General features: G+C 67.2%; 16 protein-coding genes. 12 read left to right on the forward strand and 4 right to left on the reverse strand.

The genetic code is table 11. The features are described 5' to 3' along the window. Positions 1–23: 23 nt before the first annotated feature. Positions 24–260 (reverse strand): hypothetical protein, encoded by a 237-nt coding sequence (locus EI73_RS08770; RefSeq protein WP_231557313.1) that lies wholly within the window; start codon positions 258–260, stop codon positions 24–26. A 1,267-nt stretch (positions 261–1,527) separates the two neighbouring features. Continuing rightward, positions 1,528–2,463 (reverse strand): DUF808 domain-containing protein, encoded by a 936-nt coding sequence (locus EI73_RS08775; protein ID WP_034386006.1) that lies wholly within the window; start codon positions 2,461–2,463, stop codon positions 1,528–1,530. Positions 2,464–2,612: 149 nt separating this feature from the next. On the opposite strand from EI73_RS08775, the gene EI73_RS08780 reads away from it, so the two are divergent. From EI73_RS08780 to prmC, 7 genes are all read left to right on the forward strand, one after another. Beyond that, positions 2,613–3,212, forward strand: a complete 600-nt coding sequence (locus EI73_RS08780) for an NUDIX domain-containing protein (RefSeq protein ID WP_034386007.1) — start codon at positions 2,613–2,615, stop codon at positions 3,210–3,212. 169 nt (positions 3,213–3,381) lie between these two features. Then, positions 3,382–3,873, forward strand: a complete 492-nt coding sequence (gene ispF / locus EI73_RS08785) for a 2-C-methyl-D-erythritol 2,4-cyclodiphosphate synthase (protein WP_034386009.1) — start codon at positions 3,382–3,384, stop codon at positions 3,871–3,873. Further along, positions 3,870–4,331 (forward strand): tRNA (cytidine(34)-2'-O)-methyltransferase, encoded by a 462-nt coding sequence (locus EI73_RS08790; protein WP_034386010.1) that lies wholly within the window; start codon positions 3,870–3,872, stop codon positions 4,329–4,331. Before ispF ends, EI73_RS08790 begins: the two co-directional genes overlap by 4 nt. 39 nt (positions 4,332–4,370) lie before the next feature. Then, positions 4,371–5,612 (forward strand): aminopeptidase, encoded by a 1,242-nt coding sequence (locus EI73_RS08795; protein ID WP_034386012.1) that lies wholly within the window; start codon positions 4,371–4,373, stop codon positions 5,610–5,612. Between the two features lie 40 nt (positions 5,613–5,652). Continuing rightward, positions 5,653–6,237, forward strand: coding sequence for a peptidylprolyl isomerase (locus EI73_RS08800; RefSeq protein ID WP_034387959.1), 585 nt, complete (start codon positions 5,653–5,655; stop codon positions 6,235–6,237). Positions 6,238–6,306: 69 nt separating this feature from the next. Further along, the gene (locus tag EI73_RS08805) at positions 6,307–6,891 is read left to right on the forward strand and encodes a protein jag (protein WP_034386013.1); all 585 of its coding nucleotides are present in this window, start codon (positions 6,307–6,309) and stop codon (positions 6,889–6,891) included. A gap of 40 nt (positions 6,892–6,931) precedes the next feature. Then, positions 6,932–7,786: a peptide chain release factor N(5)-glutamine methyltransferase gene (gene prmC, locus EI73_RS08810; RefSeq protein ID WP_034386014.1), complete on the forward strand. Its 855-nt coding sequence runs from the start codon at positions 6,932–6,934 to the stop codon at positions 7,784–7,786. 2 nt (positions 7,787–7,788) lie between these two features. Here prmC and EI73_RS08815 read toward each other — a convergent pair whose 3' ends face one another. Beyond that, positions 7,789–8,154 carry a hypothetical protein gene (locus EI73_RS08815; RefSeq protein ID WP_034386016.1) on the reverse strand — a complete coding sequence of 122 codons (366 nt, stop codon included), beginning with the start codon at positions 8,152–8,154 and terminating at the stop codon, positions 7,789–7,791. 51 nt (positions 8,155–8,205) lie between these two features. On the opposite strand from EI73_RS08815, the gene EI73_RS08820 reads away from it, so the two are divergent. The 5 genes from EI73_RS08820 to EI73_RS08840 all read left to right on the forward strand — a co-directional run bounded on the left by EI73_RS08820 (position 8,206) and on the right by EI73_RS08840 (position 11,865). After that, complete coding sequence (locus EI73_RS08820; RefSeq protein ID WP_051935586.1) at positions 8,206–8,925, forward strand: carbonic anhydrase; 720 nt, start codon at positions 8,206–8,208, stop codon at positions 8,923–8,925. A gap of 23 nt (positions 8,926–8,948) precedes the next feature. Further along, positions 8,949–9,530 carry a GNAT family N-acetyltransferase gene (locus EI73_RS08825; protein WP_034386017.1) on the forward strand — a complete coding sequence of 194 codons (582 nt, stop codon included), beginning with the start codon at positions 8,949–8,951 and terminating at the stop codon, positions 9,528–9,530. 139 nt (positions 9,531–9,669) lie between these two features. Beyond that, the gene (locus EI73_RS08830; protein WP_034386019.1) at positions 9,670–10,404 is read left to right on the forward strand and encodes a YebC/PmpR family DNA-binding transcriptional regulator; all 735 of its coding nucleotides are present in this window, start codon (positions 9,670–9,672) and stop codon (positions 10,402–10,404) included. Positions 10,405–10,603: 199 nt separating this feature from the next. Then, on the forward strand, positions 10,604–11,488 hold the full coding sequence (locus EI73_RS08835) for a hemin ABC transporter substrate-binding protein (protein WP_034386020.1): 885 nt from the start codon (positions 10,604–10,606) through the stop codon (positions 11,486–11,488). A gap of 35 nt (positions 11,489–11,523) precedes the next feature. Next, the gene (locus EI73_RS08840) at positions 11,524–11,865 is read left to right on the forward strand and encodes an antibiotic biosynthesis monooxygenase (RefSeq protein WP_034386022.1); all 342 of its coding nucleotides are present in this window, start codon (positions 11,524–11,526) and stop codon (positions 11,863–11,865) included. Between the two features lie 49 nt (positions 11,866–11,914). On the opposite strand, the gene EI73_RS08845 is transcribed toward EI73_RS08840, so the two are convergent. Then, positions 11,915–13,423, reverse strand: a complete 1,509-nt coding sequence (locus EI73_RS08845; protein ID WP_034387962.1) for an amidohydrolase — start codon at positions 13,421–13,423, stop codon at positions 11,915–11,917. Positions 13,424–13,454 lie beyond the last annotated feature (31 nt).

Below are 13,454 nucleotides of genomic sequence, written 5' to 3' on the forward strand. Positions count from 1 at the left end.
CCGCCCGGCTGCCGCGCCGGGCTTCATTTTTGGCTCCCGGCGACTACGCGCCGCGTCTCTAGCCAAGCCTCGAAGTCGTCCGGGCTGACCATAAAGCGGGGCTTTTTGGGGCTGCCCATGTCATAGGCTTTCAGGCTGCCCGCGTGAATAGAGCTGTAGATCAGGTCACGCGGCACCCCGTAGCGCCGCCAAAGTGCGCCGGGCGTCAGCAGGCGCGGGCCTTCCGGGGTGGGCGTGTGAGCGTTCAGGCTCAAAGTCATGTTGTCCCCTGTGACCTAAGCCGGGCCTTCTTCGCCGGTTCAGGTCTCCCGGCCTATGCCGGGCCGCGCTGTCTCCAGGGACAGCAGCGGGCAGAGCGGAAGGTGTGGGCCTTCGCTCAGATCACAGGGGGGGCAAGTGGGGCCGTGGGGGGCCGTGACCGCGCGTAGAGGGGCCGGGGGGGGCGGGTCCGGCGGGAGACAGGCTTAACGCGCCGGGCCAGGTGGGCACGGAAAGCTTCGCGCTCAAGGTGCCACACGGTGAGGGCAAAGGCAAGACGTAGGCTACGCTTTCGCCCGTTCAGCCATTCAAAGAAGAGGAATAGAGCCTCTTTAAGTGTCCGGGCATATGTATGGCTTAAAATAAGCTCTCCCTCAATCTCTCTATAAAAAGCGCCCGCCTCGTTAAGCTCTCGATTTGTTATGACTTCCCCGGTTTCATAGTCCAAGCCAAGATAAACACGAAACCTGTGTATATTTACTTTCCCACTCCTGAAAAGAACGGCATACTTCTGTGGACCATCCCCCGGGCGAGGTTTATGAGGTTTAAAGACCCGTTCGCCAGTGCTAGCGACCCTGTCTATCAGCTCACGCGGACCTTCCGCCTGCTGCTGTAGCAGGCGGGCCCCATACCGCACGCGGTCCAAGGCTTTCAGCACACGCCGCCGCCGCCGCCGTGCGCCCGTCTTCCACCGGACACTATGCCGGACCTTTCCACGAGCGGCCCGCACGAAGGCCAGGAAGTGCGGGCGCATGTTCAGCCGGGCCGCTGCCACTTCAAGCGGCGAAGGCGCAGGCTGCCCCAGGTGCGGCCCGGCTTTTCCTTCGCCGGGCTTCGTGGCCCACACGATCAGCGGGCCGCGCACGTATTCCGCGTGGGGCGTATCGAAGGGGCGTAGGGTATGCGCCTTCCACGCCTGCCCAGACACCACAGCTGCCCAGGTATGGGCGCGGGTTTCGTTCAGGGTAGGGGCGACCCTCATGCCGGACAGTCTAACCCATTACGCGCACAGCCGAACACGCCCGGACACCGTGGGCCAAACGTGGCCCATTTGGGCCAGAAAAAACACCCCCAGACCCGGAAGCGCCCGGCTTCCTCTTCACCGCTTTATGCGTGTTGTACGGCGTTTTCCCCTTTATGCCCGGAGGGAGGGGGATGCTCCCGAAAGCCCTTGATGCCCTCTCTTAATCAGCGGGTTGTAGGTTCGATTCCTACACGACCCACCAGAAAAAGCCCCGCCCAGCGCGGGGGTTTTTGCTGTGGCGCGGCTTAGTGGTTTTGAGGACGCAGGTGCAGCGCCGCCACGATCACCGCCCCGACAAGCACACCAAACAGGCCGGAACCGGCGGTTTCTACCAGCCATTCGACCAGGCCTTCCAAGGCCGGCAGCGCGTGACCAGCGCGTAGGGCTAGGTCGTGCAGCTCGTGGGCGGGGGCACCCAGCCCAAAGGTGTCCAGACCAGCCAGGATGATGTGTCCCCCCACCCAGAGCATGGCGGCTGTGCCGATCACGGACAGCGCCGACAGGAGGGCGGGCATCCCCCGGACCAGCCCGCGCCCCAGGGCCCGCGCCGGACCGGAACCCCGCTCGGCGAGCCGTAGGCCGAGGTCATCCATCTTCACGATCAGGCCGACCACCCCGTACACCAGCAGGGTAATCACCAGGGCGACCACCACCAGGATCAGGGCACGCGCGAAGAAGGGCTGATCGGCCACCTCGGCGAGCGCGATGGCCATGATCTCCGCCGAGAGGATGAAGTCGGTGCGGATGGCACCCGCGACCATCTGCTCCTCGTGGGCCTGGCTCGACAGTTTGGCGGCCTCCTCGTGCAGCGTCTCCTGATGCGCGCCGCCTACCGCCTCGTAGAGTTTCTCTGCTCCCTCATAGCAGAGGTAAGCGCCGCCCAGCATCAAGAGGGGGGTGATGACCCCGGGCAGGAACTGGCTGAGGAGAAGCGCCGCGGGCAGGATAAACACAAGCTTGTTGCGCAGTGATCCCTGCGCAATTCGCCCGATGATCGGAAGTTCACGGTCCGGAGAGAACCCGGTGACGTACCGCGGAGTCACCGCCGTGTCGTCCACTACCACGCCTATTGCCTTGGCCCCCGCTCGCCCGGCCGCCGCACCGATATCGTCGATGGAGGCCGCAGCGAGCCGGGCGATGGACGCCACGTCGTCCAGCAGGGCGACGAGGCCACCACTCACCGGAGACCTCCGGTGCAGGAAGGCAGGGCTTGCGGGGGGGAGAAAGGTTGCCAGGAGGCCATCAGGGCACAGCGTAGCAACCCAGGCGCCGAACTGCCCTTCGCCTGACCTTGGGGAAGGCCGCCGGGCCGGTGCGGTAGCCTGACGCCATGGCAGGCGAGGCGCAAGAACATCCCAATTGGGCAGGGCTCGTGCCGGGCGGCGTGCAGCCGTGGAAGACGCTGTCGTCGCGGGTTCTGGTGGACGGCTTCCGCGTGGTGCTGGAAGACCGGGTGCAGACCTCTAGCGGCGCGGAGGTGGTGTATCAGTACCGCCCCCGTGGCCCCCGCGCGATGTTCGTGCTGCCGGTGACGGCGGAAGGGGAGGCTGTCTTGATTCGCCAGTACCGCTACCCCCTTCAAGCGACCATCTGGGAGGTGGTGGCCGGTGGCGTGGAGCCCGGCGAGAATCTGCTTGCCGCCGCTGCTCGCGAACTCGCCGAGGAGGTCGGAGGCACGGCGGCGGAATGGGTGCCGCTGCCCGGCTTCTATCCGCAGCCCAGCATCAGCGGCGTGGTGTTCTATCCCCTGCTCGCCCTGGGGGTCACCCTGGGCACCGCCGCCCCCGAGGACGGCGAGGTGATTGAGCGCGCCGTGCTGCCCCTCGCGGAGGTCTACCGGATGCTGGAGGCCGGGGAGATTCAAGATGGCCCCAGCAGCCTGACCCTGTGGCACGCGCGGCGGCCCCTACAGGAGCGCGGCCTGCTGTGAGCGAGCGCCCCGGTCTGGAGGTCCGGTCGCGGCAGACCCTCTCTGTCTTGTCCCGTTCGAGCCTCTGAGTGCGCTGTATCGCCTGCTACGGACCTTTGAGACCGGGTGGGGTGGGGAGAGCAAGAAGCCACACCGCCTAGCCTCAAGGCCTCTGCCCTATCCTCCCCCCATGACCCCTTCCCCCCTTCCCTTCCGCATCGGCTACGGAGAAGACGCGCACCGGCTGGCGCCCGGGCGGCCTCTCGTGCTGGGCGGTGTGTCCATTCCGCAGGCCGAGCGCGGTGCCGTTGCCCACAGTGACGGGGACGCCGTGCTGCACGCCCTGGCCGACGCGCTGCTCTCGGGCCTGAGCCTGGGTGACATCGGGCAGTATTACCCCGATACCGATCCCGCTCATGCGGGGCTGGACTCGCGCGAGATTCTGATGCACGCGCTGCGGCTGGTGCAGGAGCGGAACTATGTTCCGGCCAATGCAGCACTCGTGGTCACCCTCGACCGGCCCAAGCTGGGGCCACTGCGCCGCGCCATCGCCCGCAACCTGGCCACGCTGCTGGACCTAAAGGACACGGAAGTGGGCGTGAGCTTCAAGACCTCCGAGGGCCTCGCCCCCGATCACGTGCAGGTACGGGCAACCGTTCTCCTCGTCAGGGTGGCAGGGTGAGCGAGCCGCTGCTGCGTGTCGTCCTGTTTGAGCCGGAAAAGGCCGGGAACGTGGGCAACGTCGCCCGCACCTGCGCCGTGCTGGGCGCCGAGCTGCACCTTATTCGGCCCTTTGGATTTCACCTCCACGACCGCGAATTCCGCCGGGCCGTGATGGACTACCTGCAAGGGGTCGCGCTCCACGAACACGCGAGTTGGACGGCCTTTCAGAGCACCCTTTTGCCGGGCGCGCGGGTGTGGGCCTTTTCTGCGCACGCAGCCACCCTGTACACCCGAGCGGGCTTCCGGCGCGGCGACTACCTCCTTTTCGGACCGGAATCGCGCGGGCTCCCCGTCTGGCTTCGTGGGAGTCTGCCCGCCCTCAAGCTGCCGCAACCCGGCGGGGGCCGCAGCCTGAATCTGGCGGTGGCCGTGGGAGCGGCGGCCTTTGAGGCGGGGCGGCAGATCGAAGGGTGGTAGATGAGCGGGCAGGACCGGGTTCGCCGTAGAGTGACCCCCATGACGTCCCCGTCCGACTTTGCCGAAAAGCTTGCCCGCTACGCCGAACTGCTTGTGCGAACAGGGGTGAACCTGCCCGAAGGTGGTAAGGTGCTCCTGCGCGCGCCCCTTGACGCCGCCCCCCTCGTGCGCCAGGTGGCCCGCGCCGCGTACCGAGTGGGCGCGGCCGACGTGCGCGTCCACTATAGTGACCCTCACCTTGCACTCGCCCTCTTCGAGGAGGGCACAGAGGCCGCGGTCGAGTACGTCCCCGCGTGGCTCGCGCAGGAACAGCGGGCCATGGTGGCAGACGGCTACGCCTTTATCTCCATCGTGGGAGAAGATCCGTCGCTGCTGGCGGGGGTGGACCAGGGCCGGGTTGCACGGCGCAGCAAGGCTATCGCTGCCGCCACGCGAGACGTGAACCGCGCGATCAGCGGCATGGCGGTGAACTGGACTGTTGCGGCGATGAGCACCCCCGCCTGGGCACGCCGGGTCTATCCGGAGCTGCCTGAGGCGGAAGCCGTCTCCCGACTGTGGAACGATATCTTCAGGGTGACCCGCGCCGACCTGCCCGATCCGGTAGCGGCCTGGAACGCCCACCTCGCGCGCCTCGAACGCCTGAGCGCCTTCCTGAACGAGCGGCAGTACGCCGCCCTCCACCTGCGCTCCGAGCTGGGCACTGACCTCACCGTGGGGCTTGCCCAAGGGCACCTGTGGCAGGGTGGAGCAGAAACCGCCCAAAACGGTATTCGGGGCGTGCCTAATCTTCCTACCGACGAAGTCTTTACCGCCCCGCACCGCGAGCAGGTGGACGGCATAGCGGTGGCCAGTAAGCCCCTCAGCGCCCGGGGACAACTCATCGAGGGGATCCGGGTGCGCTTTGCCGGGGGCCGGGCGGTGGAGATCCACGCGGAACAGGGCGAAGACACGCTGCGGCAACTCCTCGAAACCGACGAGGGCGCCTCGTTCCTGGGTGAGATCGCCCTGGTGCCCGCCTCCGCTCCCGTTGCACAAACCGGAACACTCTTTCTCAACACCCTCTTTGATGAGAATGCGGCCTCTCATATCGCCTTTGGGCGCTGCTATCCCACCAACGTGCAGCACGGCGAGAACCCCGAAGCCCTGCGCGCAGCGGGGGGCAACGACTCGCTGATTCACGTGGACTGGATGATCGGCACGCCGAGAACGGACGTGGACGGCATCACGGCCGCTGGAGAGCGCGAGGCGCTGATGCGCGCAGGGGAGTGGGTGGTGTCCTAAGCGGCAGCGGGCGTGGCGGCTGGCCGCTACAATGCAGCCCATGACCAGCAACCAGACCTACCAGGCCGAGGGCTTTTCCCCCACCCCGGAGCTGTCCAGCGAGCGGCAGACGCGTTTCTCACGGGCTCCTGAGCTGGGCGAGGGCATCGAGCCGGGCAAGGCCTACCGAGCGGTGCTCGAAACGAGCAAGGGCCGTATCGTCCTCGACCTGTTTGCCGAGGACGCGCCCGTGACGGTCAACTCCTTTGCGTACCTGCTGCGTCACCACTACTATGATGGCATTCGGTTTCACCGTGTGATCGAGGGTTTCATGGCCCAGGGCGGCGACCCGACCGGCACCGGCACGGGCGGCCCCGGCTACGACTTCGAGGACGAGTTCAACGAGCGGCGCCACGACCGCAAGGGCGTCCTGAGCATGGCCAACCGTGGCCCCAACACCAACGGCTCACAGTTTTTCATCACCTTTGTGCCCACGCCCCACCTCGACGGGCGGCACACCGTCTTTGGACAGGTGGTGGAGGGGCTAGACGTGCTTGACCGCCTCACCCGCATTCAGCCGGGGATGCCCGGCACACCGGACATCATCGAGCGGGCGTATCTGGTGGAAAAGAACGCCGGCCGCTAGGGCCAGGAGGCCAACGCCGCCGGTGCTCTGTGGGAGGGCCGTGAGAGCCGTCCGCGCTACACTGCACCCATGGACAACCGCACGAACCTCGACGACTACCTGGCGGGGCTGGGGATCAGTGACGCGGATGACCTGGCGCCCCTACCGCCTGCCCCGGAGGTGGGTGCACCCGCTGCGCCGCCCCTAGACGCGGGGCACGAGGATCCCCGCGCGGTCTTGGAGCGCTTCCTGCGGGGGCTGACCGCCCGCATTGACCCGGCCCTCACCGTCAGCATCCGCGAGGGTGAAGACGCCCTGGAAGCGGAGATCGGCGGGGAGAACGCCCCGCGGCTGGCTGGCCGTGACGGGCGCACGCTGGGTGCCATCGAGGTGCTCGCGTATACCGTGCTCGCCAAGCAGGCGGGCCGCAGCGACCTGCGGGTGCGGGTGGACGTGGGCGGCTTTCGCAGGCGGCAGGCGGAGGGGCTCACCCGGCTCGCCGAGCGCCTCGCCGTGCAGGTCGCCAAAAGCGGTGAACCCCATGAACTCCAGCCCATGCCGGCCGCCGAGCGCCGGGTCATCCACATCGCCCTCAAGGAACACCCCGACGTGACGACGGAGTCTGTGGGCGAGGGAGCAGCGCGGCGGCTCGTCATCAAGCCCAGGCACGGCTAGACGGCTCTGCGCCACAAGAGACCAGCAAACGCCCTGTTCTGTGATCCCCCAGCCCTCACCCCTCACCCTTCGCGCGTGGCTCGCGTGGGCCACGCAGCGGCTGCACGAGGCGGGTGTGCCCTCACCCGCCGCCGACGCAAGGGCTCTGGTGCAGCACGCGCTGAACCTCAGCGGCGCGGCCCTCCTCACACGCGGCGAAGAGACCGTAGCGCAGGCGGACGCCGAGCGGCTCCTCGCCCTGCTGAGGCGGCGGGCAGCGCGCGAACCCCTTCAGCATCTGCTGGGCGAGGTGGAGTGGGGCGGCGTTCGGCTGCGAACAGACCGGCGGGCCCTCGTTCCCCGGCCAGAGACCGAGTGGCTGCTGCATCTCGCGCTGGACGCCCTGCACGGCGTACCCGCACCCCAGGTGCTGGACGTGGGCACCGGCACGGGTGCGCTCGCGCTGGGCATCAAGGCTGCCCGCCCAGACGCAGCGGTCACCGCGACCGACCTCAGCCCCGACGCCCTTGACCTGGCACGGGAAAACGCCCGCCTGAACGGACTCGACATTCTGCTGGTCAAAGGCAGTCTGCTGGCGGGGCAACCGGGGCCCTTTGACCTGGTGGTGAGCAATCCGCCCTACCTGCCCGATGCCGACCGCCTCACCGCCGAGCCGGAAGTTCGCTGGGACCCCGCTCTCGCCCTGTATGGCGGGCCAGACGGTCTGGATGTGGCCCGGTCACTGGCGGCGCAGGCGCAAGCGGCGCTGGCCCCCGGCGGCCGGCTGCTGCTGGAACTCGACCCCCGCAATGCAGCCCGCTTCGCTGGGGAACTGCGGGCGCGGGGCTGGCGAGCCGAGGTTCTCCCCGACCTCACCGGGCGGGAACGCTTTGTGCGGGCCTCTCCCTACCGCTGACCTCACCGCGTCTTGGGCACAAGCACCAGCGCCTGCACCTCCTTCACTACGGCCAGGTCGCGCAACCGCTCGCCGTCGAGGTCACCCGCTTTTGCCAGCGCCTCGGCCTTTTTGCGGTCGATCACCGCCACCTCCAGCGCGGCGGCGTCTCCAAAGGCGTCACGGAACCGGTCGAGGGGGTATTCGACACGGCGCGACACTTTGAGCTCGGCTCGGTAGAGGTCCGTTTCGGCCCGGGCCCCCGCCGCGAGGGCGGCTTTGATCTGGGCGGCCAAGGCGTCGCGTTCGAGTTCCAGCCCTTGCAGGGTATCGCGCAGGGTGGCGTAGCGTTCCAGCAGTTCCTCCAGGGTGGGCTCAGCGTCCGGCATGCTCCGACGATACGCGACCCGTGTCCTGTGGCTCCAGGTAGGATGCCCAGCATGAGCCAACCTCCCTTTGATCCCGACGACCGCGAGCGGCGCATTCAGACGGCCATTCGCCGCGGCGCGAGCATGAAGGACATCGCCGAGCTGCGCCCTGGCCGCATGACGTCGCCCGAAGACGCCATAGAGGCGCTGCAGGACGGCAATGCCCGCTTCTTCTCGGGCAAGGCCACCCGGCCCGAGGCGGACGCGAACCAGCGGCGCGCGCAGATTATGGGTCAAACACCCTTTGCGGCGGTCCTCGCGTGCAGTGACAGCCGGGTGCCGGTGGAGATCGTCTTTGACCAGGGCCTCGGTGACCTGTTTGTGGTGCGCGTGGCGGGGAATGTGGTGGGCGAATCGGTCCTGGGAACCCTGGAATACGCGACCGAGCACCTCGCCGTGCGCCTGATTGTGGTCATGGGCCACGAGGGCTGCGGAGCCGTCGCGGCCGCGCTGCTTCCCGAAGAACAGCTCGCGCGCGAGCCCGAGCACCTGCAACGCCTGATCGCCCGCATTCAGCCCTGCGTTCGCACCCTTCCCCCCATCCGCGACAAAAAGGCCCGAATGCGCGAGGCGGTTTTGAATAATGTTCGTCACCAGGTGCAGGAGCTGCGGCGGCAGCCCGTGATCCAAGCCGCCGAGGCACGGGGGCAGATCCGGGTAATCGGGGCTTTTTACGAGATCGGCTCGGGCGCGGTGGACTTTTTGATCGACGAGGAAGACCTGCGCCCCTGACCTCGCCCCGCTAGAGTAAACGGGTGACTCCTCCTGTTCCCGTCCTCCAGGGCGAGCGGGTGATCCTGGCCCGGCTGCGCCGCGACGACCTCCCCGAACTCACCCGCCTCTTTCAGAATCTCGAACTCACGACCTATCTGCAGGGCTTCGGCGTCTCCTACAGCCTGGAGGACGAGCAGGCGTACTTCGAGTCGGTCAGCCGCAACAGCCCCACGCAGGTCACCTTCGGTATCTACGAGCGCAGCTCCGGGCGGCTGATCGGCGGCGTAGACCTGCGTGACCTCAACCACCGCCACGGCACGGCCGAACTGGGCATCAGCATTCACGACCCTGGCTTCTGGGGCGGCGGCTTCGGCTCGGAGGCGACGCAGCTGATGGTGGCCTACGGCGTCTTCCACCTCGGGCTGCACAACATTCTGCTGAAGGTCTTTTCGTTCAACACCCGCGCGATTCGCGCCTACGAGAAGGTGGGGTTTAGGGTCTGCGGCCGGCGGACCGGCACGGTGCGGCTGGGAGACAAGCGGTACGACACGGTCTTTATGGAGATCACCGCAGACCGGGTCGACACCTCCGCCCTGCGCGCGCAGATCGGGCTGCTGAACTAAGCTCGGGCACGGGGCGAGCTTTGGGGTCCTGGCTCGGAGCAGTTTAAGGACGGTGATGAGGAACGGGCCGCGCTAGAATGCGCCTTGGTCACGCGCCCCCAAGCTTAGGGTGGGCGCGTCTTTCAAGGAGACTCTGAACATGGCCGGGCACAGCAAATGGGCGCAGATCAAGCGCAAAAAGGGCGCCAACGACAAGAAGCGGAGCGCGATCTACTCCAAGCATATCCGTGCGATTCAGGCAGCGGTCAGAAGCGGCGGGAGCGGTGACCCGGCGGCGAACCTCAGCCTGAAAAACGCCATCGCGGCGGCCAAGGCCGACACGGTTCCCGCCGACAACATCGAGAATGCCATCAAGCGCGCGGTGGGCGCAGCGGAAGGGGCGGCAGACTACAAGGAGGTCACCTACGAGGGGTACGGCCCCGGGGGTACCGCGATCTTTATCGAGGCGCTCACCGACAACGTTAACCGTACGGTGGCGGATATTCGCGCTGTCTTTAACAAGCGCGGCGGCTCGCTGGGCAACAGCGGCTCGGTGGCCTGGCAGTTTGAGAAAAAGGGCGTGATCCTGCTGCCCGACGCCTCAGAAGCTGCCCAAGAAGCCGCCATTGAGCACGGCGCCGAGGATCTCCAGGAGTCGGAGGACGGCCTCGAGATCAGCACCGCGCCCCATGACCTCTACACGGTGCAGGATGGCCTCACCGCTGCGGGGTTCAAACCCGAGAGTGCGCAGATCACCATGGTTCCTACCAACACCGTCGCAGTCAGCGGTGAAGACGCCCGCAAACTGCTGGTGCTCGTCGAGGCGCTTGAAGAGCTCGACGACGTGCAGAACGTGTATACAAACGCAGACTTGCCGGAAGAAGTCGAGGCGTAGAAGGGCGCCCTCAAGCGCAGTGAGCAACCCGTGACCTCCGGACACAAGGTTCGTCCGGGGGGTGACGGGTTGCTCTCCCCCTCGCCACGCGCCCGAAGCGGCGGGAAAAGTTGACTTAACTGGTTGGATTAGTTAGTTTTCTGGCAGTCTTCGAGACAGCAAGTCAGCGGCCTTTAGAGCTGATGAAAGAGGAGGAGGGATGAAACGAGTCGGTCTGACGGTTCTTCTGAGCCTTACGGTGGCTGCCGCACAGCCGGTCACCGTCACGGATGCAACGGGACAGAAGGTCACGGTGCGGGACACCACCCGAGTGGTGACGCTGGGTGGCCCGGTCACCGAGATCGTGTATGCGTTGGGGGCGGGAAGCCGAATCATCGCGACCGATACATCCTCGACCTTTCCTGCGGCCACGCGAGGGCTGCCGAAGGTGGGCTACCAGCGTAACCTCAGCGCCGAGGGCATCCTCAGCCTGAAACCCACGCTGGTGATCGCGACCACAGAGGCTGGACCGCCAAGTACCCTCGCGCAACTGCGGGCGGCGGGGTTAAATGTGCTTATTCTCCCCGCCGAATACACACCGGAAGGCACGCGTGCCAAGATCAGCACCCTGGGAAAGGTCTTCGGTCAGGAAGCCAAGGCCGCGGAGCTGAACGCCGGCATCAGCCGCGACCTGGCCAAGGCCGCCCTGCTGACTGCCCGCTTCCAGTCACGGCCCAGAGTCATGTTCATCTATGCTCGTGGCCCCCAGACGGTTCAAATCAGTGGCGCGGGAACCGCAGCCGACGCGATGATCACGCTGGGTGGCGGCGTCAACGCAGTGCAGGGGGTACAGGGGTACAAGCCGCTCACCCCAGAAGCCGCCGTCACTGCGGCCCCGGACGTGATTCTGATGCTTTCGGGGGGCCTCGAGAGCCTGGGTGGAGTAGACGGCGTGCTGCGACTGCCCGGCCTGGCCCAAACGCCAGCAGGCCGCAACCGCCGCGTTGTGGCCCTGGACGACCTCTACCTGCTGGGCTTTGGTCCCCGGCTGGGGCGCGCCGTACAGGACCTGACGCTGGCCCTGCATCCCGAGCTGAAACGCTAACCTGACCCCGCTGCACCCCGCGAAGGAGGCTCACCATGATCACCGTGATGAACCGCATTGCCGTTCGCCCCGAGTACGCTGAACAGTTCGAGGAACGCTTCCGCCACCGCGCCCGCCTGGTGGACGGCATGCCGGGCTTTCTTCGCAACGAGGTGCTGCGCCCCACCCAGGAGGGCAAGCCCTACATCGTGCTGACGTACTGGGAAAGCCGCGAGGCCTTTGAGGCGTGGACGCAGTCGGAAGCCTTTCGCCAGGGCCACGCCCGCAGCGGCAGTCTGCCCCGCGAGGCCTTCAGCGGCCCCAACGAGATAGAAATCCACGAGGTCTTTCTGAGTACGAACGCCGGAACCGCCGAAAGCGAACAGGACGCCCAGTAGAAGCAGGACGGCCACCGCCGGAACGCCGAACGCGAGTTTTCCTGCCTTCCTACAGCACCAGGGCTCGCGCGTTGCCGCCGATACGGTCCCACAGGGTAAACGCTGCTCGCGCTCCCGGACGAATGATGCCCTCGTCCTCCCAACCTGCGGCCAGGGCAGGGCCACGGGTATGGGCCCAGAGGATCTCCTCCTCTGTGAGGGCCTCCGCGGGCGCGATGGGCTGTCCCTCGTCGTCGCGGCGGGTAAGGGCAGCAGCGAAGTTGGCGCGGTACTCCGGCGGCGCAACCGGGGCGTCAGACCCGAAGGCGAGGACGGCCCCCGCCGCCTTCAGGGACCGAAAGGCGTAGCTCGTGTCCACCCGGTGGGGCAACAGCTCGCGGATCATCGGCCCGTCTGCCTGGAGGTGAATGGGCTGCACGCTCGCGGTGAGGCCGCGGAAACGGGGAATGTCCTCCGGGCGCAGATGCTGGGCGTGCTCGATTCTCAGACGAATGCCCTTCTCGTCGGCAAGGGGACGCAGGGCCTCATAGACCTCCAACACCTCGGTATTCGCGCGGTCACCGATGGCGTGGGTGACCGGCGTCAGGCCCAGCCGCAGCGCTTCGGCCCCGCGCTCGCGAATCAGGTCGGGGGAATCAAGAGGCATACCGGTCCCGGAGCCACCCGCAAAGCCTGGGCCGTGCAGCCAGGCTGTGCGGCTCCCCAACGCGCCGTCGGCGAAGAACTTCACCCCGCCCCACTGGAATAGGCTCCCCGGGCTGCAGGCCAAACCGAGCTCGCGGGCCTGTTCCAGGCGCTCGTGCGGCAGGCAGGCCCAGATCCTCAGCGGCAAGTCGCCGCGAGCGGCAAGCGTTTGCAGGGCCCGGGGCGCTTCTGGCTCCTCAAAAGCCATCGTGTGCGCACTGACGTAGCCTCGCCCCGCCAGGTCCTCCACGCCGGCTTTTGCGGCGGCCAAGAAGTCCGCCTCGCTGGGCACAGGCATCACCCGGGTCACGAGTTCGCTCGCGCTCTCCAACAGGGTGCCCAGGGGCCGCACAATCCTCCCCCCCACAGGATCAGGCGTGTCCGGGCGGATGCCCGCGAGGCGCAATGCCAGCGAGTTGGCCCAGCCTAGGTGCAGGTCGCGGGAAAACAGCAGGACCGGGTGATGCGGGCTGACCTCGTCCAGCACCGCCGCTGCCGGATACTCATCCAAGCCCAGTTCGCTCAGCAAGAACCCACCGCCGCGAAGCCAGGTACCGGGCGGCGTGTTCATCGTCCGCTGCGCTACCCGTGCCTGCACCTCCGAGACGCTGCGCGCGCCGTGCAGGTTCAGCTCCGCGAGAGAAAAGCCGTAGGCGACGAGATGAATGTGTGCCTCCGCCAGCCCCGGCGTGAGGATCAGGTCACGGTGATCCAGCACGTGGGCCCGGGGCGCGAGGGCGGCCATCTCCTCCCGCGAGCCCACCGCCAGCACCCGGCCCCCACCCACCAAGACAGCTGTGGCTTGGGGGTGCTGGTCATCGAGGGTACGGATGGTCGCGTAGATGACTGTGAGCTCCGGAGAGAAGGCCGCCATGGTCGTCAGCGTAACCCAGCTCACCCAGTCC

Source organism: Deinococcus sp. YIM 77859, assembly GCF_000745175.1.
Classification (GTDB): domain Bacteria; phylum Deinococcota; class Deinococci; order Deinococcales; family Deinococcaceae; genus Deinococcus.